The following is a 24191-nucleotide window of genomic DNA, read 5'->3' as shown; positions in this document are numbered from 1 at the left end:
TACAGATGGGTTCTGATCCACGCAGTTTGCAGGGATTAATAGGACTCGAGGGACAGGCATGAAATTCTTTGGTACGACCTTAGACGCCCACTTAAAGAGCGCTGCCAAGCTTGGCGGGCTGTTTGGTTTGGCTATCCTGATTAACGGTTCGCTGTTGTTTGGGACTGAAGCATCGGCGAAAGATGCCGCGTTTATCCCGAGTATCGCTGCCTCGCCACCACCCTCCGGTGCGCGTCAGCTTTGCGGTAAGTATTCCTGGGCATGTGCGCAAAAAGGTATCGGTTCCTTATCCACCAGCCAAGAATTGAAGCTTGTCAAAGAGATCAACCGCCGCGTTAATCGATCCACGCGAGAGGTCACGGATCAGTCGCAATACAAAACCAGTGAACTCTGGGCGCTTCCAACGTCGCGCGGTGGTGACTGCGAAGATTTTGCGCTTCTAAAGAAAAGAGATTTGATCCAGGCTGGTTTCGACCCTCGTAAACTACTGCTCGCGACAGTGTTGGATACGCGCAGAAACTCTCATGCTGTTTTGGTTTATCGGTCGAGCGGCGGCGATCTGGTTCTGGATAATTTGACCAATCAGATCAAGCCTTGGAAGGCGACGCGCTATCTGTTCCTGAGGATGCAAGATCCTAAGCAGCCCGCCAGATGGCTGGGAGTTTATGGAAAAAGCTGAGTTCTTCGACCTCAACTAGAGTGGGCGGGTGCATCTGCACGCCGCCCATCCGCTATTCTCGTCAGTGGCGCTATGGTCGCGCACAACCCTGATCGAAGGAATTAATGACCGCGATCATCCTCTTTTTCGCGCTCAGCTCTGCGTTCTTGGGATTTGGCCCTGTCTTTGACCCGTTTGGCTTCGGCTATTGACAGTTTACCCAAACGCTCTTGCGACTGCCGGGCACTTTCCCGGTACATCTTGGCGTTAGCGGCATGTTGTTGTGCGTAGGCACGTTGCTCATTAGCCCAAGCTTGGCTTTCTTTGGCCCACCCAGCAAACAGTCGCGCTTGTTCCCTTGCCTGCTTCGCACCCTTTATATCGCCAGCGTCACGTAGTTGCTTGGCTTTTTCAGAATAGTCTTTAGCCGTTTGCCGGTGCTGCTTGATTGTCTTTCTCTTATCTTTGACTCTTTCCCTGTATTCCCTTGCCTTTTCACGCTCTTCTTTCGCCTTTTTCCTGTTTTCCTTTGCCTTTTTTCTTTCTTCCTTGGCTTTTTCGTCGTCGCCGTTTGGCTTCTCAGGCGTATCGGGTGTGTCAGGCGTATCGGGTGTGTCAGGCGTATCAGGTGTGTCAGGTGAATCGGGTGTGACCGGGGTATCAGGCCTATCGCGCTCGGTTCTTTCGTCTGAGGCACCGTCACCCGTGCGCTGCGGGTTAATGCCGATGCTCGCCGTAGGCAAGTCAGTCAAAACAGCTGCAAATCTCGGGCAATCAAGAATTGTACGCTCCAGGATCGACTCGAAGTCGGCGCGCCGTTGGATGTAACGGAGCATGCCTGAAGTAACCACGTCGCAGGCACAAAGAGTGTTCGACGAAACAGACTGTTTGGCCGTGCTCACTGTGCAAGTACCAGCCGCCTGAGCGGAATTTCCGAAGATGAAGGGTAAGATTGCGGAAGCAAAAGCAATCGATAACAGTTTGGATTTGATGCGCATCGCACGCTCCTTAAGCACTCGTTAACTAAATTGCCGTATACTCAAACGGCGTCACACTTTGAACACAAAGTCCTCTTTCTATCGCCTATTTTCAAGCAAACTTTCTGTTGGATTTCTGTGATCCAGCTCACTCAAACACGATTAATCCATAAAAAACAAAAAGAAGACCTGCTGTTGCACCAGGTCTTCTTTTTCTGTGTTGTTTCTAGCCTGACGCAAAAATGTCACGAATGTGGCAATGTTTCCAAAACGTGAACAAGTTCACAGCATTGATCAGGCTGATTTCGACATCCGTTTACGCTCGTGCGGATCCAGGTAACGTTTGCGAAGCCGGATCGCATTAGGCGTCACCTCGACCAGTTCATCGTCGTCGATATAGGCGATTGCCTCTTCAAGTGAGAACTGAATATGAGGGGTCAGCCTTACTGCGTCGTCCGATCCACTGGCACGCACGTTAGTTAGCTTTTTACCTTTCAGCGGATTCACTTCCAGATCGTTGTCTCGCGAATGTTCACCGATCACCATGCCCTGGTAGACATCGGTTTGCGGTCCAACAAACATGCGGCCACGCTCTTCCAAATTCCACAGCGCATAGGCGACCGCCTGACCGTTTTCCATCGAGATCAGAACACCCGCACGTCGACCAGGAATCTGCCCTTTATGGGCCGCCCAGCCGTGGAAGACCCGGTTCAAGACACCAGTTCCGCGTGTATCGGTCAGGAACTCTCCGTGATAGCCGATCAGGCCACGAGACGGCACGTGGGCGATGATCCGGGTCTTGCCCGCCCCTGCAGGGCGCATTTCAGCCAGTTCACCTTTGCGCGCACCAGTGATTTTCTCGATCACCGCGCCAGAATATTCATCATCCACATCGATCGTGACTTCTTCGATAGGTTCAAGGCGCTGGCCGTCCTCCTCGCGGAACAAAACCTGTGGGCGCGAGATGCTAAGCTCGAATCCTTCGCGACGCATGTTTTCGATCAGAACACCCATCTGCAATTCGCCGCGACCAGCAACCTCGAAGGCTTCGCCGCCGGGCGTGTCGCTGATGCGGATGGCTACGTTCGATTCGGCTTCTTTCATCAGGCGATCACGAATGACCCGAGACTGAACCTTTTTGCCGTCACGACCGGCCAGCGGGGAATCGTTTATGCCGAAGGTCACTGTGATGGTTGGCGGATCGATAGGCTGGGCAGGCAGGGCCTCTTCGACTTGCGGGGCTACAAGGGAATCTGCCACGGTGGCTTTGCTCATACCCGCAATCGTGACAATGTCGCCTGCTTCAGCGACGTCAATGGGTTGTTGAGCTAATCCACGGAATGCAAGGATTTTCGACGCGCGGAAGCTTTCAATCTGGGTGCCATCTCGGCTGAGTGCCTTGAGGCTGTCACCCGCTTTCAGAGTTCCACTTTCCACACGACCGGTCAAAATACGACCGATGAATGGATCGCTGCCCAAAGTGGTGGCGAGCATCCTGAACGGTTCGTCCTTTTTCTCGATCTGCTTGGGGGCGGGGACGTGATCAACGATCAGATCGAACAGGGCGGTCAAGTCCTTGCGCGGACCGTCAAGCTCCATATCGGCCCAGCCGGACCGGCCCGAAGCATACATGGCCGGGAAGTCCAGCTGATCGTCATCGGCGCCCAAGTTGGCGAAAAGGTCGAAACATTCGTCCAGCGCGCGATCAGGCTCGGCATCGGGTTTGTCGACCTTGTTCAGCACGACAATCGGGCGCAGGCCCAAAGCCAGCGCCTTTGAGGTCACGAATTTGGTTTGCGGCATCGGGCCTTCGGCGGCATCGACCAGCAGTACAACGCCGTCGACCATGCTGAGAATACGTTCGACTTCCCCACCGAAATCAGCGTGGCCGGGGGTGTCGACGATGTTAATGCGGGTATCCTTCCACTCAACGCTGGTGGCTTTGGCCAGGATGGTAATGCCGCGTTCGCGTTCCAGGTCGTTGCTGTCCATGGCGCGTTCTGCCACGGCCTGGTTTTCCCGGAACGCGCCGGATTGTTTAAGCAGCTCATCCACCAGGGTCGTCTTGCCGTGGTCCACGTGAGCGATGATTGCGATATTGCGCAGGTCCATGAGAGGTCAGCCTTTGAACGGGAAGTTGCCGCGCGCATAACGCGGCGCGACAAAATATACCAGCCCTAACCGGCGGTCAGTGGCCCGCTGTGGCTGAAAACAGGTGGATGATCAGAATGCCACTCAAAATCATGCCCAAACCCAAGACTGCGGGCCAATCGAGTTTTTGGCCAAAAACCAGAAATCCAATCAGTGCGATCAGGGCAATACCGAGGCCCGACCAGATTGCATAGACAATGCCCACGGGCATGACCTTTAACGTGAGGGCCATAAGACAAAAGGCTGCCCCATAGCCAACCACGACAAGAGCCGACGGCCAAAATCGCGTAAACTGATGGCTAGCCTGCAACGCAGTCGTGCCGATGGTTTCCGCGATAACAGTCAACATTAGGATTAGGTAGGTCTTTGGCACGAGCGATGCCTCTCTGAATTATCGCGAAAGGTTGAGCATACTTGCGATTATTTGGGCAAGGGGATTCAGATGCAGATGATCAAAACCCTAACTTTACCAAAGGTCAGGTAAACCCGACTATTCGGGCTTTTGCATTCGTGCTAAACACTCGATTGTTTTTAGTGTGTTTTTAATGAGTTTGATAAGATGACGACTTTTGCAAAATCGGTCATTATCGCTTCGGTTTTGATTGTGGCGTTGGGGTGGCTTGCAGACGGGGGGTCCGTCGACATTGATGCAGCCCAGAATGTTGAGCGGTTCACAGGTTTTCCGGTTTAGGCGCCCACCGAGCGATATCCTCGAAAAGGAGCTTTCGGGCTCCTTTTCTTTTCTTCAGACGCTAAGCAATCTTTACTGCTTTTCGATCGCTTTCAGCTTGGATCGATGTTCAGACAGTCTTTTCACCACGAATTGACGCGCCTTGCGTTCCGCCAGCCTAACCCGGATTTCGGTCAAGAACGCTTCTTCCAGAGATTGCGAGGCTGCGCCGAGAACGTCTCCAACCTCCACAAAGAATCGATCCTCGCCTGTCTCGTCCATAACCTTCATCGTGTCCTCGGCCAATCTGGCGGCGAGGGTAGTGATGGTATCGGACATCAGCGCGTATTCTCTGTCAGGCGGCGTTTCACGTAATCCGTCACATCTGTCATCAGCGTGTCCATGTGGCGGTCTTGGAAGAAGTGATCGGCACCTTCCACCTCATTATGGGTGATGGTGATACCCTTTTGTTCATGCAGCTTTCCGACCAGAGACGCAGTGTCTGCAGGTGGCGCGACACGGTCCGCCAATCCGTTGATGATCAAGCCAGAAGACGGGCAGGGTGCCAAGAACGAAAAGTCGTACATGTTTGCGGGCGGCGATACACTGATGAAGCCAGTGATCTCGGGGCGGCGCATCAGAAGCTGCATTCCGATCCATGCACCGAACGAGAACCCAGCGACCCAGCAATGCTTGGAGTTGTTGTTCATCGACTGAAGGTAATCCAGCGCTGATGCTGCATCGCTCAGCTCACCTACACCCTGGTCATACTCGCCCTGGCTGCGACCAACGCCGCGAAAGTTAAAACGCAGAACCGTGAAGCCCATGTTGTAAAAGGCGTAATGCAGGTTATAGACCACCTTGTTGTTCATGGTCCCGCCAAATTGTGGATGCGGGTGAAGCACGATAGCGATCGGTGCGTCTTTTTCCTTTTGCGGGTGGTAGCGGCCTTCCAGGCGGCCTTCGGGTCCGGGAAAAATCACCTCGGGCATGTGTGCTTTGGTCCTGTTTTTTGACGCGTCGGCCCCGAGATTATCTTGACGGTAATCCTCAGGTACCTTAGAACGGTTCTAATTACATTGTGTCGCGTGAAAACGCTGTCAGTGGGAGATACGCACTGGCTCGGGCGACGTCAATGTTTTCGCACAGTTCTTGCCTGAAGGAAACAAAATGAAGCTGTCGACCAAAGGCCGCTATGCGATGGTTGCGCTGGCGGATATCGCCCTTCAGTCCTCGGACAAACTTGTCACGTTGGGCGAGATTTCCGAACGTCAGGATATTTCACTGCCGTATTTGGAGCAGCTTTTCGTGAAACTGCGCCGAGCTGATCTGGTCAGTTCAGTACGCGGACCGGGTGGGGGCTATCGCCTGGCGCGACCAGCCTCGGAAATCCGTGTGGTCGAGATACTGGCCGCGGTTGATGAGACGGTGGATGCGATGCACAAGGGGGCAGGTGCCTCGGGCGCGTCTTCGGGCAGCCGGGCGCAGTCACTGACCAATCGGTTGTGGGAAAGCCTGAGCGCGAATGTTTACGTATTCCTGCATCAAACGCGGCTGTCGGATGTGATTCGGAATGATCTTGCACCGTGTCCCGCTGTTCCTAGCTTGTTCGCAGTCGTGGACGATTGATCTGATGACGTTTTTCTGTGTTCCGTCAAAACCCATCTTGGAAAAGATACATCTATGAAACGGGTTTATCTCGACCATAACGCCACCTCCGCTCTGAGGCCCGAGGCCCGCGATGCAATGATCGCGGCGATGGATTTGGTGGGCAATCCGTCCTCGGTCCATGCCGAAGGGCGCGCCGCAAAAGCGGTGGTCGAGAAAGCGCGGGCTCAAATCGCAACAGCGTTTGGGGCCGATGGTGCCGACATCGTGTTTACATCCGGCGCGACTGAGGCAGCGACTTTGGCCATGGCGGGGCGCGATCTTCAAGGTGCAGCGATTGAACATGACGCGGTAAGAGCTTGGATTAATGAGGTTCTGCCTGTCTCCCAAGGCGGTTACGTTGACGTGCCGGACGCTTCCCGATCCACGCTGCAACTGGCCAATTCGGAAACTGGAATTGTTCAAACTTTGCCTGCCGGTCTTGCGGTCACCGACGCGACTCAGGCTTTTGGTAAGTTGCCGATAGCCTTCAACTGGCTGGGGGCTGAGATGGCGCTGATTTCAGCCCACAAACTTGGCGGGCCAAAAGGGATCGGGGCGTTGGTGATGAAACGCGGCACCGATCTTGCTGCGCAAATCAAGGGCGGCGGGCAGGAGATGGGGCGTCGCTCGGGGACAGAAAATGTCACTGGAATTGCGGGGTTCGGAGCAGCAGCTGAAGCCGCGTCCCGTGATTTAGCAAATGGCGTTTGGGAAAACGTTGCAGAACTTAGAAATATTCTAGAAAACGCTCTTGAGGCTGGTACGAAAGCTACTATTTTTGTCGGGAAAGACAAAGGGCGACTCCCCAACACTCTGTGCTTCGCCACACCAGGCTGGAAGGGTGAGACCCAGGTCATGCAGATGGATTTGTCGGGATTTGCGGTCAGCGCAGGCTCGGCCTGTTCCAGCGGCAAGGTTCGTGCAAGCGCCGTACTGACGGCCATGGGATTTGATGAGATGACGGCCTCTAGCGCAATCCGCGTATCGCTGGGGCCAGAGACGGCAGAAGAAGATGTGCTGCGTTTCGCGGAAACGTGGCTTGAAAAAGAGAAAAAGCATCGCGCGCGGGCCGCGTGATCTGACGGAGGGTGAATTATGGCCGCTTTGGACCAGACCCAGGTGAAAGAGGGTGTCGATCAGGAAACCGTAGACGCGGTTCGCGAGGTCAGCACTTATAAATACGGCTGGGAAACTGATATCGAGATGGAGTATGCGCCAAAAGGCGTGAATCCCGATATCGTTCGTCTGATTTCGGACAAAAATGATGAACCTGAGTGGATGACCGAATGGCGTCTGGCCGCGTTCGAGCGCTGGACCCAGATGGAAGAGCCTAAATGGGCGATGGTGCACTACCCGCCGATCGACTTTCAGGACCAGTATTATTATGCCCGTCCGAAATCGATGGAAGATAAACCCAAATCTCTTGATGAGGTCGATCCCAAACTTCTGGCGACTTACGAAAAGCTGGGTATCCCTTTGAAAGAACAGATGATCCTGGCAGGTGTCGAGGGCGCTGAGAATGCACCGGCAGAAGGCCGTAAGGTTGCTGTTGATGCAGTATTTGACTCGGTTTCGGTCGGGACGACTTTTCAGGAAGAGTTGAAGAAAGCCGGCGTTATCTTCTGCTCGATTTCCGAGGCGATCAAAGAGCATCCGGAACTGGTCAAGAAATACCTAGGGACGGTCGTACCGGTCTCGGACAATTTCTATGCCACGCTGAACTCAGCTGTATTCTCGGATGGTTCATTCGTCTACGTCCCGCCGGGCGTACGCTGCCCGATGGAACTGAGCACATATTTCCGCATCAATGCAGAAAATACCGGCCAGTTTGAGCGCACGCTGATCATCGCCGACAAGGGCTCTTACGTCTCATATCTGGAAGGCTGCACCGCGCCCCAGCGCGACACCGCTCAGTTGCACGCGGCGGTTGTCGAGATCATCGTCGAAGAAGATGCCGAGGTGAAATACTCGACCGTTCAGAATTGGTTCCCCGGAGATGAGAATGGCAAGGGCGGTATCTACAACTTCGTGACCAAGCGCGCCGATTGTCGGGGTGATCGCTCCAAGGTGATGTGGACGCAGGTCGAAACCGGCTCAGCCGTAACCTGGAAATACCCGTCTTGCATCCTGCGTGGCGACGATAGCCAGGGTGAGTTCTACTCGATCGCAATCACGAACAACATGCAGCAAGCCGACACCGGCACCAAGATGGTGCATCTGGGCAAGAACACCAAGTCGCGGATCGTATCGAAAGGGATCAGCGCCGGTAAGGCGCAGAATACCTATCGTGGTCTGGTGTCGATGCATCCAAAGGCCAAGGACAGCCGCAACTATACGCAGTGCGACAGCTTGCTGATTGGCGACAAATGCGGGGCGCATACGGTTCCGTATATCGAGGTGAAGAACAACTCATCTCGGGTCGAGCACGAGGCGACTACTTCGAAGGTAGACGACGATCAGCTGTTCTATTGCCGTCAGCGTGGCATGGACGAGGAAGAAGCCGTGGCCTTGGTCGTCAACGGGTTCTGCAAGGACGTTCTGCAGGCGCTGCCGATGGAATTTGCGATGGAAGCGCAACAGCTTGTGGCAATCAGCCTTGAGGGATCAGTCGGCTGATGACACCAAAACCCCAACAGCGAATCCGAAAGGACGATGTCCTGACCGTGCTTGGCTATGCGTTGCCGGTGCTCGGCGGCCTGTTGGGGGTTGCTTACGTCAATACCAAGTACATGGACTTCATAAACCCGGTTTGGGCAGTGGGCGCAGGCGCGTTGCTTGGATGGATCATCGCCCGCGTGATCCGCAAGGTGCTGGGATAAGAACTTATCGGGGTCGCAATGCGCCCCTTGCGAGATGCTAAAGGACAGAAAATGCTGGAAATCAATAACCTGCACGTCAAACTTGAGGAAGAAGACAAGCAAATTCTGAAAGGGGTCGACCTGACGGTCGAGCCTGGCAAGGTGCATGCGATCATGGGGCCCAATGGCTCGGGCAAATCAACGCTCAGCTACGTGTTGTCTGGTCGTGATGGCTATGAGGTGACCGAGGGCGGCGCGACGCTTGATGGCGAGGATCTGCTTGAGATGGAACCGGAAGAACGTGCAGCCGCAGGTGTGTTTCTGGCGTTCCAGTACCCGGTCGAGATTCCCGGTGTGGGCAACATGACCTTCCTGCGCACCGCCGTGAATGCGCAGCGCAAAGCACGTGGCGAGGAAGAGCTGTCGGCGACGGATTTTTTGAAAGAGGTTCGTGCCAAGGCCAAGGCGCTGAAAATCGACGCTGAAATGTTGAAACGTCCGGTCAATGTTGGCTTTTCGGGTGGTGAGAAAAAGCGCAACGAAATCCTGCAAATGGCGATGCTTGAGCCGAAGATGTGCATCCTGGATGAGACAGACTCGGGCCTTGACGTGGACGCGATGAAACTGGTGGCCGAGGGTGTGAACGCCCTGCGCGATGAAGGGCGGGGTTTCCTTGTTATCACGCACTATCAGCGGCTTCTCGATCACATCAAACCTGACGTGGTTCACATCATGGCGGATGGTCGCATCGTGAAATCCGGCGGCCCCGAACTGGCGCTGGAAGTTGAAAACAACGGCTATGCCGACATTCTGGCCGAGGTGAACTGATGGCATTGCCCCAAGCGAAACAAACGGCGACCGAGGAACGGCTGGCAGCGCTGACCATGCCGGATGCGGGATGCACACGCAAAGCGCGCGAAGCCGCAATTGCTCGTGTACGCGCGATGGGTTTGCCCAGTCGTCGAGATGAATACTGGAAATATACCCGTCCAGACACTCTGGTCTCTGCGGAAGCTCCCAGTGCTGCTTTGTTCAAAACGGATGAACCGGCTCTGTTCCACGCGCTCGACCGGCTGAAGATCGTTTTCATTGATGGCGTATTCAGCCCGGAAGAGTCTGATGATCTGTCTCTGGAGGGTGTAACGATCGATCGGCTGGAAGATATCTGTTGCAAAGATATCCATTGGGCCAAAGAGTTATACGGCGTTCTTGAAGCAAAAGGCCAACAACCGGTGGCGCGTCCCTTGGCGGCGCTGAATACGGCCCATGCATCAGATGGTGTTGCCGTTCATGTTACCGGCAAGCCGAGCAAACCGATTAACCTGATTTATCGCCATGAATCTGAAACGTCGGATGCGATCCTGCATCACGTCGTTCGGGTTGAAAGCGGTGCCGAAGTCACGATCCTTGAAAACGGACCCGCAGCGTCGCGCTTCAACAAATGCATGGAGATCGATATCGCCGACAATGGCACACTGCATCATATCCGTGCGCAGGGCAGGGATCATCAACGCCGTGCGGCAACTCATATGTTCTCGCGGCTTGGTAAAGAATCCGTCTATAAATCCTTCACGCTGACCGTGAACGGAGTTTTGACGCGAAACGAGCAAGTCGTCGAACTGACGGGTGACGATGCGGTCGCTCACGTGGCGGGTGCGTGTGTTGGAGACGGTGATTTTCTCCATGATGACACGGTCTTTGTCACCCATGATGCGGTGAATTGCGAGAGCCGCCAAGTGTTCAAGAAGGTGCTTCGCAACGGTGCGACGGGTGTTTTTCAGGGCAAGATCTTGGTGAAGGAAGGTGCTCAGAAAACCGACGGTTACCAGATCAGCCAGTCGCTGCTTCTGGACGATGACAGTCAGTTCCTCGCCAAACCCGAGCTCGAGATTTACGCCGATGACGTGGCGTGTTCGCACGGTTCGACCTCGGGCGCCATTGATGAAACGGCTTTGTTCTACCTGCGCTCGCGTGGAGTACCAACTGCGGAAGCAACCGACATGTTGACACTGGCCTTCCTGGCTGAAGCTGTCGATGAAATCGAGGACGAGGATCTGGCAGCTGATATCGTGTCCCGATTGCAAGATTGGCTGGCACGCCGCCGCTGATGCCTGTCACAACTGATATCGTGGCCACGTATCGCGGACCGGGGCGTGTGGTGCGTCGGCTGCTTGATATGGGGCCGCGCGAAGATCGCGCATTGGCGTTTGTGATGGCGTTCTGTGTAATAGGCTTTATCGCGCAATTGCCCGGCCTTGCACGGAGGGCTCATCTGGAAGGGATAGAGCTGAACATGCTGATGGGCGGGGCCCTGTTGGGCTCGGTCTTTATTCTGCCATTGTGCTTTTATCTTCTTGCTTGGCTTACCCATTTCATCGCGCGGATGATGGGGGGCGTTGGCACCAGCTATGGCGCGCGGCTAGCCTTGTTCTGGGCGCTTCTCGCGTCAGCGCCTTTGGTGTTGCTGAATGGGCTGGTGTCCGGTTTCATCGGCCCCGGGTCAGCGCAAACACTTGTGGGGCTGTTATGGGTTGCGGTTTTTCTCTGGTTCTGGTTGTCGGGCCTCAAGCAATCGCAAAAGGCTGCTAAATGAATTCCACCGCACTGCTCAACCTGGTCGTTCTGACCCTGTCCAATCCAGCCGAAGCCGCAAGACGATTGCTCGCGTTGCGGCTGGGTACGGATGTACTGTGGCTCGCCTTCTCTCTCGCGGTGATCCTGAACGCACTGGTCCAGTCTGCGTCCAGCTTCGTCCTGCCGCTTATCAGTCCGGATGTTCAGCAACTGGCTGAGCCACTATCGAGGACGCTTTTTGTTTCCGTTGCGGCAATCATGATCAGCGTCGTGACGTTCCTATTAGTGGGCCGCGTCCTGGGTGGAACGGGAACGTTCAATGACTTCATGACGCTGATTGTCTGGTTGCAAATCCTGCAAATTGCGGGGCAAGCAATCATTCTAGCGCTGGTTGCAGCGCTGCCGTTTCTATTCTTACCGGCCAGTCTGGCGATGCTGGGTCTTAGCCTTTACATCACCCTGCATTTTCTCAACGAGGCGCATCGATTTCAGTCGTTGGGAAAATCGTTTGTGGTGATCCTGATCTCTGGTCTTGTGGCCGTCCCGTTTGTTCTTTGGCTGATCCCCGCCGGGTCTGTATAGGGAAGTCCTGTCTATGTATGACGTACAAAAAATCCGCGCTGACTTTCCGATCCTGTCACGTCAGGTCAACGGAAAGCCGCTGACTTATCTAGACAATGGGGCCTCCGCGCAGAAACCCCAGATGGTGATCGACGCGATCACGCGGGCCTATGCGCACGAATATTCGAACGTGCATCGAGGGCTTCACTATCTGTCGAACCTTGCGACTGAGAAATACGAGGCCGTCCGTGGCACGGTTGCGCGATTTCTGGGCGTATCAAACGAGAATGAGATTGTCCTGAATTCGGGTACGACCGAGGGAATCAATTTGGTCGCCTACGGTTGGGCAATGCCACGCCTGCAGGCGGGGGACGAGATTGTCCTCAGCGTGATGGAGCATCACGCCAACATCGTACCGTGGCACTTCCTGCGCGAACGGCAGGGCGTGGTGCTGAAATGGGTCGATGTCGATGCGACCGGTCATCTTGACCCTCAGGCGGTAATCGACGCCATTGGCCCCGAGACAAAGCTGGTTGCGGTGACCCAATGCTCGAACGTGCTGGGCACTGTGGTTGATGTCAAAGCAATCACGCAAGGCGCCCACGCCAAAGGCGTTCCGGTTCTGGTGGATGGCAGCCAGGGCGCGGTTCATATGCCCGTCAATGTCGATGACATCGGATGTGACTTCTATGCCATCACGGGTCATAAACTGTACGGCCCGTCCGGTTCTGGTGCAATTTTTGTCAAATCGGACCGCATGGCTGAAATGCGCCCCTTTATAGGTGGCGGTGACATGATCAAAGAGGTTTCAAAAGATCAGGTGATCTACAACGATCCGCCAATGAAGTTCGAGGCCGGAACCCCCGGCATCGTGCAGACCATCGGGTTGGGTGTGGCGCTTGACTATATGATGGACCTTGGCATGGAGAGCATCGCATCGCATGAGGCCGGCTTGCGCGATTATGCAATGCAACGGTTGAATGGATTGAACTGGCTGCAGGTTCAAGGCACCACAGCGAACAAAGCCGCGATATTCAGCTTTACTTTGGATGGGGCAGGGCATGCCCATGATGTTTCAACCATTCTGGACAAAAAGGGTGTCGCCGTGCGCGCAGGCCACCACTGCGCCGGGCCGCTGATGGATCATTTGGGGGTCACTGCTACCTGTCGTGCCAGCTTTGGGCTCTATAACACGACGGATGAGGTCGACACTCTGATCGATGCGTTGGAGCTTGCCCACGATCTGTTTGCCTGATCGTACTGCGGATTTGCAGTTGCACCCGGATTGGAACGAGGGTAGCTAACGGCCAAGGCACCTGTAGCTCAGCTGGATAGAGCGCTGCCCTCCGAAGGCAGAGGCCAGAGGTTCGAATCCTCTCAGGTGCGCCATTTCACCCTTGCTAGTCGTCATATTACGCAGAACTGACGGTGCACGAACCTGTTCTTTCCAGGCAAAACAAAACCCCCGCCAGAACTATCTGATGGGGGTTGTGCAAAAGCGAAAGATGAAATGCTCGATTAGCCGCGCCACGAGCGGATGACACCGCAATCCATGTGAACGAAATTCGAACGATAATACTGTCCAACGCCACCGGCACGGCAGGCCATCGCTGCTTTGCCCATTTGCGAGACCGAGCGTGATGACAGTCGCAGATCAGCAGCCTGACCCTTCATATGAAGCGAATTCTTGGCAACACCCCGCGAGCGGCGGCGCAGCATTGCGTTGGTTTGCGGTGAGCGGTAACCCGACAGCAGCATGTAGGGTTCGCTGACATCCAGAAGATTGTGGGTGGCCGCCATGATGTCGATGGTCCTCAGGTCCACTGACTTGACTTGATCGCTGCGCCAGTCGCGCATGAAGTGATTGACCTCTTTCACCGCGTCTTTGATGTATTTGCCATCAACCCAATAGACCATATCGATACGTTCACCGGTACGGCCGGAATACATGCGGATACGGCGAATATCACCTCCGCCGCGAAGGAAACCTGCTGCGTTGGAATATGTGGGGGCTGCAACAACTGCGGTTGCGGCGAATGCGCCCAATAGGGCACGCCGGGTCAGGCCCGAGGTACTGCTCTTGGTCATTTTTTGTTTCGTCCCGTACTGTTCCTGCCTGCACACGATGTTACGCGCGCCGTATTAATTTTTTCCCATCCCAGATGCGGGATTTATGGCACAGTAGGATTCAACAGCCAAGAAATCTTTGGTCGCAGTCAAATCAAGGGGGAAATTTCGGCAGTTTTTTGCGCAACTGATGCAAGTATGCTTGCTTTTGGCGCAGTTCGCGCGTCGGCGATGCAAACGCGCACCAGAGGTCAAAGAAGCGGTCTGGTGATGAATTTGTGAATAGACATCAGGCGCTCAGCAAAACATTATTTTCAGACGCCGCTTATAGGGCGTGACAAGTCATTGAAGAAACAGGGCCATCCTATGTCATTTGTTACCCGTGCTCGTTCAAGTGTTTTTATCGCCGCTTTCCTTGTGGCTTCGGCCTCAGTCGCGCAGGCGGGGACGGATGGCACAGCGTTTCAAATGGCCGTTGCGGAAAGTGTGTCCAACAGCCCGGCAATTGCTGAGTTTTATCGCACAAACGGGTTTGATCCGGTTTGGGTTGGCGATACGCCCGAACATGCTGCACGGCGCAAAGCCCTGATCGAAGCGCTTTCGACGACCGATCTGCATGGATTGCCTGGGGCACGTTACGACGTCCAGACTTTGAAGACAAAGATGCAGGACGCGCGCAACACCCGTGATCTGGGCATGCTCGAGGCCGAGCTGACTCGGGTTTTTGTCAAATATGCCAGAGACTTGCATTCCGGTTCTGTAACGCCTTCGCAGATTGATCCCGGCCTAGTGCGGGCGGTGGAACGACGCAGCGCCGCAGAGCATCTTGAACTGCTCGTTTCCAGCCAGGGTGATACCTATTTCAGGGATATGATGCCTCAATCGCGCCAGTATCTTGCGCTGTTGAAACAGAAGAAGGCGCTGGAAGCGCTGATGACACAAGGTGGCTGGGGCGAGACCGTTCCTGTCTCCAAGCTTGAGCTTGGGGACACAGGGAACAGTGTCATCAGGCTGCGCAATCGACTTGTCGCGATGGGTTATCTGAAGCCTACTGCCAGCCCAAACTATGATGATGCGCTGTTTGCGGCGGTGCAATCCTTTCAGGCTGCTCATGGTCTTGAGGCGGATGGCGTAGCTGGCAAAGGCACTATTTCCGAGATCAATCGCCCAGTTTCAGACCGCTTGAAAGCTGTTTACGTTGCGCTTGAACGGGAGCGCTGGTTACCCAAAGACCGTGGTGAGCGGCATATTCTGGTGAATCTGGCCGATTTTTCTGCCAAGATCGTCGATGACGGGCAGGTCACGTTTGAGACTCGTGCCGTGATCGGCAAAAACACACATGATCGCCGAAGCCCAGAGTTCTCGGATGAGATGGAGCATATGGTGATCAACCCAAGTTGGTATGTGCCACGCTCGATCATCACGAAGGAATATCTGCCGCAATTACGGGCCAATCCAAATGCTGTCGGCCATATCCAGATCACCGACCGCCGTGGCCGTCAGGTTAATCGTGGAGCGGTTGACTTTACCCAGTTCACTGCGCGTAATTTCCCGTTTTCCATGCGTCAGCCCCCCAGCAAAAGCAACGCACTGGGGCTGGTGAAGTTCATGTTCCCTAATAAGTACAACATCTATCTGCATGATACGCCTCAGAAATCTCTGTTCGCACGCGAGGTTCGGGCATTCTCGCATGGATGCATCCGTTTGGCGCAACCGTTCGAGTTTGCCTATAAGCTGCTGGCCAAGCAGGAAGAGGATCCAAAGGCGTTTTTCCACCGCGTGCTGAACACGGGCAAAGAAACGAAGGTTGAACTGGATAAAAAAATTCCGGTGCATCTGATTTATCGCACGGCCTATATTGGCCCCAAAGGCGAGGTGCAGTATCGCCGCGACGTGTATGACCGGGATCGCAAGATCTGGGAAGCGCTGCAAACGGCAGGGGTGGTCCTGCCGGACGTTCAAGGGTAATCACGAGGTAAATCCCGCCACGAGGACGCCCGACATGCAGTTTACCGTTCAACAAATCGCCGATTTCCTGGGGGTCGTCGCAGAAGGCCAGACTGGGCTGACCATCTTGCGGGCAGCCGAGCCGGGAGATGCCGGGCCAACCGATCTGGCCATGGCGATGTCGCCAAAATATGCTGAAGCCTTGGAGACCGGTACAGCACGGGCCGCGGTTTTGTGGGATGGCGCGGACTGGAAAGCACTGGGGCTTGAGGCCGCCATTTTTGTGCAACGCCCCCGCATGGCGATGGCAGGGATCACCGCGATGCTGGATCGCGGGCAGGGGATTGCGCCGGGAATTCATCCATCGGCTGTCATTGATGAAACCGCCGAGATCGGGGTTGACGTATCGGTCGGCCCGCTTGCTGTTATCGGTGCGCGTGCGCGCGTCGGCGCGGGTTCGGTTATCGGCCCGCATTGCGTGATCGGGATGGATGCGTCGCTTGGTGAAAACGCGCTGCTGCGCGAAATGGTCAGCATCGGTGCGCGGGCTCAAATCGGTGATCGCTTTATCGCGCAGCCGGGTGCCCGTATCGGCGGGGACGGTTTCAGCTATGTCACGCCAGAAGTCTCGGGTGCCGAAAATGCGCGGAAAACTCTGGGTGATCAGGGGGATGCAAAGGCGCAAAGCTGGTTGCGCATCCATTCGCTGGGTGCGGTCGAGATTGGCGACGATGTCGAAGTCGGCTCGAACTGCACTGTCGACAACGGGACCATACGCAATACTGTAATCGGTAGTGGATCGAAACTGGATAATCTTGTCCACGTGGGACACAACACCCGAGTCGGGCAGGATTGTTTGTTATGTGGGCAAACCGGCGTTTCTGGTTCGGTCGAGATTGGTAATAACGTAGTACTGGGTGGTCAGACTGGTGTTGTCGACAATATTTTCATCGGGGATGGCGTCATTGCCGGTGGCGGCACCAAGATTCTGTCAAATGTTCCTGCTGGGCGCGTGATCATGGGCTACCCGGGCATTAAAATGGAAAGCCATACCGAGATATATAAAGCCCAACGTCGTCTGCCCCGATTGTCGCGCGACGTCGAGGCGTTGAAAAAGGCTGTTTTCAAACAGCCTTCAAGTGATTAAATCATCCCCAAGGCGAAAATCAGGGGATCGAGATGAGCATCAGCGACCGCGTCATAGCAATCATTGCCGAACAGGCCGTGCTTGAGCCTTCGGATGTGACGCCCGACAGTACGCTCGAAGAATTGGGCATCGATAGCCTGGGTCTTGTTGAGAGTATCTTTGCCATCGAGGAAGAGTTCGATATCACCGTGCCCTTCAACGCAAACGAGCCCACATCCGGCGATTTCGACATTTCGAATGTGACAGCGATCATTGCGGGTATCGAAAAACTCGTGTCTGAAAAGGTCTGACCGCCGGTATGAAACGCGTCGTCATTACGGGTGCTGGCACCATTAACGCGTTGGGCCATTCCGTCCCCGACACTCTGGAAGCCATGCGCGAGGGTCGTTGTGGTATCTCCGACCTTGAGTTTCGTGATGTGGATCGCCTGTCGATCAAGATCGGCGGTCAAGTCCGGGGTTTTGAGGCCGAGGGCCGTTTCAACCGCCAACAGATGACGCTGTATGATCGGTTCACGCAGTTCACCTTAACCGCCGCCAAAGAAGCGATCGATCAATCCGGTATCGTATTCTCGGGTGACACAGCCGCGCGGTCGGGGGTGGTGCTGGGAACGGCCGGTGGTGGCGTCTCCACCTGGGATGACAACTACCGCTCGGTTTACGAGGATGGTAAAAATCGCGTGCATCCTTTTGTCGTGCCCAAGCTGATGAACAACGCGGCGGCCAGCCACGTTTCGATGGAGCACAACCTCAAAGGCCCAAGCTTTACAGTATCAACAGCGTGTGCGTCTTCGAACCATGCGATGGCGCAGGCATTTCAGATGGTGCGCAGCGGGGCAGCGCCCGCAATGGTGACCGGTGGCTCGGAGTCGATGCTGTGCTTTGGGGGCGTCAAGGCATGGGAAGGGCTTCGCGTCATGTCAAAAGATGCCTGTCGGCCCTTTAGCGCAAACCGAAACGGGATGGTGCAAGGCGAAGGTGCGGGTGTTTTTGTGTTCGAAGAATACGAACACGCGCGCGCGCGCGGAGCAGATATCCTGTGCGAGGTCGTGGGCTTTGCCATGTCCTCGGACGCGGCCGACATAGTTATGCCCAGCAAACAAGGGGCAGCACGGGCCATGGCCGGGGCGTTATCGGATGCACGGCTGAATGCAAGCGATGTGGGTTACATAAATGCCCATGGGACCGGCACGGCTGCAAATGACAAAACCGAATGTGCAGCCGTTGCTGGTGTGTTTGGTCCACACGCCGACGATCTGATGATTTCGTCAACAAAGTCCATGCACGGACACCTGATCGGCGGTACCGGCGCAGTTGAGCTATTAGCCTGTATCATGGCCCTGCGCGACGGGGTGATCGCCCCGACCATTGGCTATGAAGAGCCCGACCCCGAATGCGCGCTGGATGTGGTGCCAAACGAGTCGCGTGAGGCGAAAGTTAATGTCGCCCTTAGCAATGCTTTCGCCTTTGGTGGGCTGAACGCCGTTCTTGCGTTGAAGCGTATATGAAGAAACCGCCGTGTTATCACGGCGGCTTTCTTATTCGATGTTTTTGCGGGGCTTAGTTTATGGAAACATTCAGCCCGTCAAAGCCTGCTGTGAAGCCAGACAAAGACATGTCCATATTCAGAACCTGATCTGGCAGGCGCGCAGGAACCAGCGACAGCACCGCCTTTTGGCCTGATTTCATCGCGTCGATATCACCCTGAGTCAAACCCAGTTGCGCCACGCAGCCAACCGGAATGCAGTGGTGATAATTGTAAAGCTTGCGCGGTGCCCCATCGATCGACATAGCCAATTGCGCCTGCAGCAGGGTTTCGAGCGGTACAACGACATTCGCCCAAGCAACAGCGGCACCGCCTTCGGGCAGTTTTCCGATCGAAACTTCGGCAATCGGATCACCCTGTTGGTTATTGAGGATCTGAACCATCGCGCAGGGATCGTCTTCGCCTTCGGTTTTGATGCAGGAAATATTCCATTCACCCGTTTGTTCTTTGACGTATTGCTCGCCAACACGGGGACCGGATTCACCCAGATCCAGATCGCTGCCAACTTCGGCTTCAGCACCGGCTTCAGGTTGCTGTGTGGTTTCCTGCGCAAATGCTGTTCCGCATAACAGTGCTGCGGCCGCCACATTAAAAGGGACAAGTTTCCTGATCATGAATGCCTCATCTAACTGATCCAGTTTTTTGTTTCCTCTATCACCGCAATTCAGTGGTGTCAGGGTAAATCCGAATTCCAGACCGGGAATTGATCGTTTTTTGCCGAAATGCGTGGGAAACACCGCGATCTGCAACGAAAAAGGGAGCCGGTGGAGCGGCTCCCTTCCTGAATATTTTCTCCCCGTCGGACTGGCCGACTTAGTTATGCGCAGACGTTACGAAAGGGGAACCCGTTGGTCAACTCCTAACCCTAAAAAACTATTCTTGCGTCTTTCGGTTTTCGTAGAAATTAAAAAAAAAGCCGTGCCCAAAGGCACGGCCAGTCGACAGGGAGGAAGTTTGCCCCCGCAGCTAGGCCACGAGAAGCAACATTTACTCTCGCAGCGAAAGGTTAACTTTGTATGCTTGCGGCAGATCGGTAGAATTCGGGACAGATTTTCAATGGACAACAAGATCTTCGTAGGCGGTGGTGGCGACGGCTATTCAGTGGCACAGGGGCTGTCGCTGAAATATGCGAACCGCCATGGCCTGATTGCTGGTGCGACCGGTACGGGCAAAACGGTTACGCTGCAAATTCTGGCTGAAGGCTTCTCACAGGCGGGGGTTCCAGTGTTTCTGGCCGATGTGAAAGGTGACTTGTCGGGGCTGGCGCTGCCTGGAAGCGAAACCCACAAATTACACCAGGCTTTTTTGGATCGGGCCGCGAAGATCGGGTTCGGCACATTCTCTTACGCCGCGTGTCCAGTCACGTTCTGGGATCTGTTTGGCGAGCAGGGGCATCCGGTCCGGACCACAGTGACCGAGATGGGCCCACTGCTACTATCGCGACTGATGGAGCTGAGCGAGGCGCAGGAAGGCATTCTGAACATCGCCTTTCGGGTCGCAGACGAAGAAGGCATGCCGCTGCTCGACTTGAAAGACCTGCAGGCATTGCTGGTCTGGATAGGCGAGAATCGCGCCCAACTATCGCTGCGCTATGGCAATGTCTCGACATCTTCGATCGGTGCTATTCAACGCCGCTTGCTGGTTCTGGAAAACCAGGGCGGTACCAATCTGTTTGGCGAGCCTGCGTTGGACCTGGCCGACCTGATGCGGACAGATGCGAACGGGCAGGGGATGGTGAACATTCTGGCCTCTGACAAGCTGATGGGCTCTCCGCGCCTATACGCGACTTTCCTGTTGTGGCTGCTTAGCGAATTGTTTGAAGAACTGCCCGAAGTGGGGGACCCTGAAAAACCGAAGCTGGTGTTCTTCTTTGACGAAGCGCACTTGCTGTTCGAGGACGCCCCCAAGGTGCTGGTGGACAAGGTCGAGCAGGTGGCGCGCCTGATCCGATCAAAGGGCGTTGGCGTTTATTTCATCTCGCAGAATCCGGCAGACATCCCGGAAGATATTTTGGGTCAGCTGGGCAACCGGGTCCAACATGCGCTGCGGGCCTTCACAGCGCGCGACCGCAAGAATCTGCGACTTGCTGCTGAGACCTATCGTGAAAACCCAGCTTTCGATACTGAGACCGCAATCCGAGAGGTGGGCGTGGGCGAGGCCGTGACGTCGATGCTGCAAAAGAAGGGTGTACCGGGCGTGGTCGAGCGCACTTTGATCCGGCCACCGGGCTCACAACTTGGTCCGATTACCAAAGCTGAGCGTCAGTCGGTGATCAAAGCTTCGCCGATGGATGCAAAATACGGCAAGCGTATCGACCGCAAATCGGCGTTTGAGATTCTGCAGGCGCGCGCGGATGCCGCTGCGAATGCGGCGGAACAGGCGGAATCCGACGAAGTTCTGGAACAGCAGACCCCGGCAGAACGCGAATACGCCTCGGCCCGAAGGTATTCGGGCAACCGCATTGGGCGATCGTCATCTCGTCTTTCGCGCAAAAAGGATACCTTCGCCACGGCCATGAGCGAGGCCGTGATCAAAGAGCTGAAAGGAACAACTGGCCGCCGCATCGTCAGGGGCATACTGGGCGGCTTGTTCCGCAATCGCTAGAAGCCGGAGTGCGGCGCGCGCCGAACCAGTCGCGCGCCCATATTGTTATCGATTAAGCCGGCGCAGGCCTTCCTGTCTGCAATAATTATCCGCCTCGGGCACCGACATTTTGGTGGCCGGAAAATCGATTGCGCGGTCCCAGGTGACGCGGTCCTGGCGGTAAAGCTGACAGGTCACAACTCCTTTGGGCGTCTGGACCTTGACCGGGGTGGTCTCTAATTGTTCGGGTGAGGGAATACACGCTGATAGCGTTGCCATCAGCGGGATCCCGATTGCGAAAACTCTGAGTGGTTTAATCATTGCGACTACGGTGCTCTCATCTTGGTTAACTGTCAGATCGTTACAACTCCGCACCAAACAAACATGGTATGGGGCACAGCGCGATGTGGTGGATCACGATACACCGATTTAGAGCGTTCTGACTCGCCGCACAATAAAACGCACCGATTAACGGTGCGTTAGGGGAATTTCGCAGGAAATTTTGCTTATTTCTCGGGGATCAGCCCTCTTGGACTGAATCTGAGAACAATCAAAAGAATCAGCCCCATGGTGAACAGGCGCATATGTGCGGCGCTATCGATCAGATGCGTCTTAAGTGCGCTGCCGTCAGGCATGCCTGAGGTTATCAGGTTCATCAGCCACAGGCCCATGGGTTCAACCTGAACCCACAGGAACCAAATCAGGAACGCTCCCAATACGGCACCGAAATTGTTGCCCGACCCGCCGACGATCACCATGACCCAGACAAGGAAGGTAAAGCGAAGCGGGTTGTAAGTGCCCGGCGTCAGCTGCCCGTCCAATGTGGTCATCATCGCACCGGCGATGCCGCAGATGGCCGAGCCCAGCACGAAGATCTGCAGATGGCGGCGGGTGACATCCTTGCCCATCGCCTCGGCGGCAACCTCATTGTCGCGGATAGCGCGCATCATGCGGCCCCACGGGCTTTTCAGCGCCATCTGCGCCATCCAGAGCAGCACCAGTAGCACGATCAGGAACAGCAAAGAGTAGCCCAGCTTGACGGAAAGCGTCGAGGCAGTAACCGGATCCAGCCCGAACCACTCGGCCCTTGCAAGGAAAGATGGGTCTTGCTGCAATTCAACTTCGTAGCCAACTACCGGTGAGGGACGTGGAATGCCGTAGACGTTCTTGACACCACGTGCCAGCCAGTCCTCGTTTTTCATGACGGCGATGATGATCTCGGCGATACCAAGTGTGGCAATTGCCAAATAGTCCGAGCGCAGGCCCAGCGCCGTTTTTCCGATCAGCCATGCTGCGCCCGCCGCCAAAAGTCCCCCGGCAGGCCAAGCGAATAGGACAGGAAGGTTCAAACCGCCGATATTACCTGCGACAGCAGGATCAATCGCTTCGATCGCAGCTACGTTGGGATCAAAAATTGCGCGGTAAACAAAAAAACCTACGACCAGAATACCGATGATTGCAAAGGTTTGTGTGCGTCCCTTGGGCATTTTTTGGGCCACCATCACAGCTGCAACCACGGTTGCCGCGCCCATCAAAAGCGACAGGATGACGCCATATCCTCCACCAGACCAGGCGCCGGGGGTTGGGGGTGTCGAGACCAGCACAACCGCCAGCCCGCCCAGCGCGACAAAGCCCATGACACCAACGTTGAAGAGGCCAGCAAAGCCCCATTGCAGATTCACGCCAATCGACATGATGGCCGAGATCAAGCCCATGTTCAGGATCAGGATTGCGGCGTTCCAGCTTTGGGTGAATCCGGTCAACAGGATGAGTGCGCCGACGACCACAAAAAGCAGCGTGTTTTTGACTGGCTCGCTCATATCACTTTTCCTTTGAACAAGCCGGTTGGCTTAAACAGAAGTACGATCAGCAAAATGGCAAAGCTGACAGCGAATTTGTAATCGGTGGACAGGAACTGCACCAAACCTGACGGCTCCAGATTTTCAGGTGCCAGATAGGTGAGCACTTTCTTCCACGCGTAGGTGATCGTCACCTCAGAAAACGCGATGATGAAACCGCCCGCGATAGCTCCCAGAGGGTTTCCGAGGCCACCCACGATAGCCGAGGCAAAGATCGGCAGCAAAAGCTGGAAATAGACAAATGGCTTGAAGCTTTTGTCGAGGCCGTAAAGCACGCCCGCAGTGGTCGCCAGCGCGGCAACGATGATCCATGTGATCATCACCACGCGCTCGGGGTTGATACCGGACAGCAACGCAAGATCCTCATTGTCAGAATAGGCCCGCATCGATTTGCCAGTGCGCGTTTTGTTCAGGAACCAGAACAACAGCGCCACGGCGACAACCGCGACGATCACCGTGATGCCCTGGGAGGTCTTGATTGCCAGCCCTTCACGCAGCCCAGTCATCGCCTTGAAATCTCGCGCCGAGACGATGAAACGCGCTCCGTCCGAGAACCTCTGGTCATCCGGACCGATGATGAAACGAACCAGCCCGTTCATGATGAACATCACGCCCATCGAGACGATCACCAGAATGACAGGCTTGGCCTTCTGTTCCCGATAGAAGCGATAGACCAACCGGTCGGTGATCAGCACCAGAACGATACAGCCCAGAATGGCAAAGGGCAGGGCGAGCAGAGCCGTTGGCAACGGCCCGAAACTGACGCCTGCGGCTTGCAGGCCCCAAGTGACCAGCACCGCGATCATCGCGCCAAAGGCCATCGTATCGCCATGGGCAAAGTTAGAAAACCGCAGGATGCCGTAGATCAGCGTCACCCCCAAAGCGCCCAGCGCCAACTGGCTGCCATAGGCGATTGCGGGAACAAGAACGAAGTTGGAGAGCGCCACAAGGGCGTTGAGGAAGTCCATTAGTTCGTTACCTCATTTTCCAAGTTCGTAAGTCTT

Annotated in this window: 26 protein-coding genes and 1 tRNA gene; 17 read left to right on the top strand and 10 right to left on the bottom strand. The window is 55.4% G+C overall.

The features are described from left to right. Positions 1–58: 58 nt before the first annotated feature. On the top strand, positions 59–679 hold the full coding sequence (locus ACR0EN_RS02720; RefSeq protein ID WP_170817786.1) for a transglutaminase-like cysteine peptidase: 621 nt from the start codon (positions 59–61) through the stop codon (positions 677–679). Between the two features lie 101 nt (positions 680–780). Here ACR0EN_RS02720 and ACR0EN_RS02715 read toward each other — a convergent pair whose 3' ends face one another. From ACR0EN_RS02715 to ACR0EN_RS02705, 3 genes are all read right to left on the bottom strand, one after another. Continuing rightward, on the bottom strand, positions 781–1656 hold the full coding sequence (locus ACR0EN_RS02715) for a hypothetical protein (protein WP_480585082.1): 876 nt from the start codon (positions 1654–1656) through the stop codon (positions 781–783). Positions 1657–1929: 273 nt separating this feature from the next. Beyond that, positions 1930–3747 carry a translational GTPase TypA gene (typA, locus tag ACR0EN_RS02710; protein WP_170421712.1) on the bottom strand — a complete coding sequence of 606 codons (1818 nt, stop codon included), beginning with the start codon at positions 3745–3747 and terminating at the stop codon, positions 1930–1932. A 76-nt stretch (positions 3748–3823) separates the two neighbouring features. Next, positions 3824–4159 carry a DMT family transporter gene (locus ACR0EN_RS02705; protein ID WP_480585079.1) on the bottom strand — a complete coding sequence of 112 codons (336 nt, stop codon included), beginning with the start codon at positions 4157–4159 and terminating at the stop codon, positions 3824–3826. 186 nt (positions 4160–4345) lie between these two features. On the opposite strand from ACR0EN_RS02705, the gene ACR0EN_RS02700 reads away from it, so the two are divergent. After that, entirely contained in the window at positions 4346–4477 is a 132-nt protein-coding gene (locus tag ACR0EN_RS02700) for a hypothetical protein (RefSeq protein ID WP_255612097.1), read from the top strand. 72 nt (positions 4478–4549) lie between these two features. Here the strand turns inward: ACR0EN_RS02700 and ACR0EN_RS02695 are convergent, their stop codons facing one another. Beyond that, positions 4550–4795 (bottom strand): hypothetical protein, encoded by a 246-nt coding sequence (locus ACR0EN_RS02695; RefSeq protein ID WP_170393030.1) that lies wholly within the window; start codon positions 4793–4795, stop codon positions 4550–4552. Next, positions 4795–5448 (bottom strand): alpha/beta hydrolase, encoded by a 654-nt coding sequence (locus ACR0EN_RS02690; RefSeq protein ID WP_008758207.1) that lies wholly within the window; start codon positions 5446–5448, stop codon positions 4795–4797. The genes ACR0EN_RS02695 and ACR0EN_RS02690 overlap by 1 nt, the downstream gene beginning before the upstream one ends. Positions 5449–5626: 178 nt before the next feature. Here ACR0EN_RS02690 and iscR point away from each other — a divergent pair, with 178 nt between their 5' ends. The 10 genes from iscR (at position 5627) to ACR0EN_RS02640 (ending at position 13428) form a co-directional block, all read left to right on the top strand. Then, a complete protein-coding gene (iscR, locus tag ACR0EN_RS02685; RefSeq protein ID WP_170393031.1) occupies positions 5627–6085 on the top strand; it encodes a Fe-S cluster assembly transcriptional regulator IscR in 459 nt (152 codons plus the stop codon). Between the two features lie 54 nt (positions 6086–6139). Continuing rightward, positions 6140–7183, top strand: a complete 1044-nt coding sequence (locus tag ACR0EN_RS02680; protein WP_480585075.1) for a cysteine desulfurase family protein — start codon at positions 6140–6142, stop codon at positions 7181–7183. Between the two features lie 18 nt (positions 7184–7201). Continuing rightward, positions 7202–8722 (top strand): Fe-S cluster assembly protein SufB, encoded by a 1521-nt coding sequence (gene sufB / locus ACR0EN_RS02675; protein ID WP_170393033.1) that lies wholly within the window; start codon positions 7202–7204, stop codon positions 8720–8722. Further along, a complete protein-coding gene (locus tag ACR0EN_RS02670; protein ID WP_170405842.1) occupies positions 8722–8925 on the top strand; it encodes a hypothetical protein in 204 nt (67 codons plus the stop codon). Before sufB ends, ACR0EN_RS02670 begins: the two co-directional genes overlap by 1 nt. 51 nt (positions 8926–8976) lie before the next feature. Beyond that, positions 8977–9732 carry a Fe-S cluster assembly ATPase SufC gene (gene sufC / locus ACR0EN_RS02665; protein ID WP_170393035.1) on the top strand — a complete coding sequence of 252 codons (756 nt, stop codon included), beginning with the start codon at positions 8977–8979 and terminating at the stop codon, positions 9730–9732. Further along, positions 9732–11012, top strand: coding sequence for a Fe-S cluster assembly protein SufD (gene sufD / locus ACR0EN_RS02660; protein WP_170817782.1), 1281 nt, complete (start codon positions 9732–9734; stop codon positions 11010–11012). Before sufC ends, sufD begins: the two co-directional genes overlap by 1 nt. Continuing rightward, on the top strand, positions 11012–11497 hold the full coding sequence (locus ACR0EN_RS02655) for a YIP1 family protein (protein ID WP_170393037.1): 486 nt from the start codon (positions 11012–11014) through the stop codon (positions 11495–11497). Before sufD ends, ACR0EN_RS02655 begins: the two co-directional genes overlap by 1 nt. Further along, positions 11494–12060 (top strand): Yip1 family protein, encoded by a 567-nt coding sequence (locus tag ACR0EN_RS02650; RefSeq protein WP_170510265.1) that lies wholly within the window; start codon positions 11494–11496, stop codon positions 12058–12060. Before ACR0EN_RS02655 ends, ACR0EN_RS02650 begins: the two co-directional genes overlap by 4 nt. 13 nt (positions 12061–12073) lie before the next feature. After that, a complete protein-coding gene (locus ACR0EN_RS02645) occupies positions 12074–13294 on the top strand; it encodes a cysteine desulfurase (RefSeq protein WP_480585071.1) in 1221 nt (406 codons plus the stop codon). A gap of 57 nt (positions 13295–13351) precedes the next feature. Then, positions 13352–13428, top strand: a tRNA-Arg gene (locus ACR0EN_RS02640). 129 nt (positions 13429–13557) lie between these two features. Here the strand turns inward: ACR0EN_RS02640 and mepK are convergent. Beyond that, positions 13558–14127: a peptidoglycan L,D-endopeptidase MepK gene (gene mepK / locus ACR0EN_RS02635; RefSeq protein ID WP_170393040.1), complete on the bottom strand. Its 570-nt coding sequence runs from the start codon at positions 14125–14127 to the stop codon at positions 13558–13560. Between the two features lie 345 nt (positions 14128–14472). On the opposite strand from mepK, the gene ACR0EN_RS02630 reads away from it, so the two are divergent. Genes ACR0EN_RS02630 through ACR0EN_RS02615 form a run of 4 tightly spaced genes read left to right on the top strand, consistent with a single transcriptional unit; the run spans position 14473 to position 18707 of the window. Next, a complete protein-coding gene (locus ACR0EN_RS02630) occupies positions 14473–16074 on the top strand; it encodes a L,D-transpeptidase family protein (protein WP_480585068.1) in 1602 nt (533 codons plus the stop codon). 34 nt (positions 16075–16108) lie between these two features. Then, the gene (gene lpxD, locus ACR0EN_RS02625) at positions 16109–17200 is read left to right on the top strand and encodes a UDP-3-O-(3-hydroxymyristoyl)glucosamine N-acyltransferase (protein WP_170625891.1); all 1092 of its coding nucleotides are present in this window, start codon (positions 16109–16111) and stop codon (positions 17198–17200) included. Between the two features lie 32 nt (positions 17201–17232). Continuing rightward, positions 17233–17490 carry an acyl carrier protein gene (locus ACR0EN_RS02620; RefSeq protein WP_170393043.1) on the top strand — a complete coding sequence of 86 codons (258 nt, stop codon included), beginning with the start codon at positions 17233–17235 and terminating at the stop codon, positions 17488–17490. An 8-nt stretch (positions 17491–17498) separates the two neighbouring features. Beyond that, positions 17499–18707, top strand: coding sequence for a beta-ketoacyl-[acyl-carrier-protein] synthase family protein (locus ACR0EN_RS02615; protein ID WP_170595586.1), 1209 nt, complete (start codon positions 17499–17501; stop codon positions 18705–18707). A 52-nt stretch (positions 18708–18759) separates the two neighbouring features. Here the strand turns inward: ACR0EN_RS02615 and ACR0EN_RS02610 are convergent, their stop codons facing one another. Further along, positions 18760–19359 (bottom strand): invasion associated locus B family protein, encoded by a 600-nt coding sequence (locus tag ACR0EN_RS02610; protein WP_170393045.1) that lies wholly within the window; start codon positions 19357–19359, stop codon positions 18760–18762. A 442-nt stretch (positions 19360–19801) separates the two neighbouring features. Between ACR0EN_RS02610 and ACR0EN_RS02605 the strand changes: the two genes are divergently transcribed. Then, positions 19802–21349, top strand: coding sequence for a helicase HerA-like domain-containing protein (locus tag ACR0EN_RS02605; RefSeq protein ID WP_170610711.1), 1548 nt, complete (start codon positions 19802–19804; stop codon positions 21347–21349). Between the two features lie 45 nt (positions 21350–21394). On the opposite strand, the gene ACR0EN_RS02600 is transcribed toward ACR0EN_RS02605, so the two are convergent. The 3 genes from ACR0EN_RS02600 to ACR0EN_RS02590 all read right to left on the bottom strand — a co-directional run bounded on the left by ACR0EN_RS02600 (position 21395) and on the right by ACR0EN_RS02590 (position 24155). Continuing rightward, positions 21395–21607, bottom strand: a complete 213-nt coding sequence (locus tag ACR0EN_RS02600; protein WP_480438555.1) for a hypothetical protein — start codon at positions 21605–21607, stop codon at positions 21395–21397. A 227-nt stretch (positions 21608–21834) separates the two neighbouring features. Further along, a complete protein-coding gene (locus ACR0EN_RS02595) occupies positions 21835–23148 on the bottom strand; it encodes a branched-chain amino acid ABC transporter permease (protein ID WP_170510286.1) in 1314 nt (437 codons plus the stop codon). Further along, positions 23145–24155, bottom strand: coding sequence for a branched-chain amino acid ABC transporter permease (locus tag ACR0EN_RS02590; protein WP_170393049.1), 1011 nt, complete (start codon positions 24153–24155; stop codon positions 23145–23147). The genes ACR0EN_RS02595 and ACR0EN_RS02590 overlap by 4 nt, the downstream gene beginning before the upstream one ends. Between the last annotated feature and the right edge of the window lie 36 nt (positions 24156–24191).

The organism is Ruegeria sp. AB7 (genome assembly GCF_056542625.1).
Note: the sequence above shows the minus strand (reverse complement) of the source record. Positions and strands in the feature narration are given on the sequence as shown.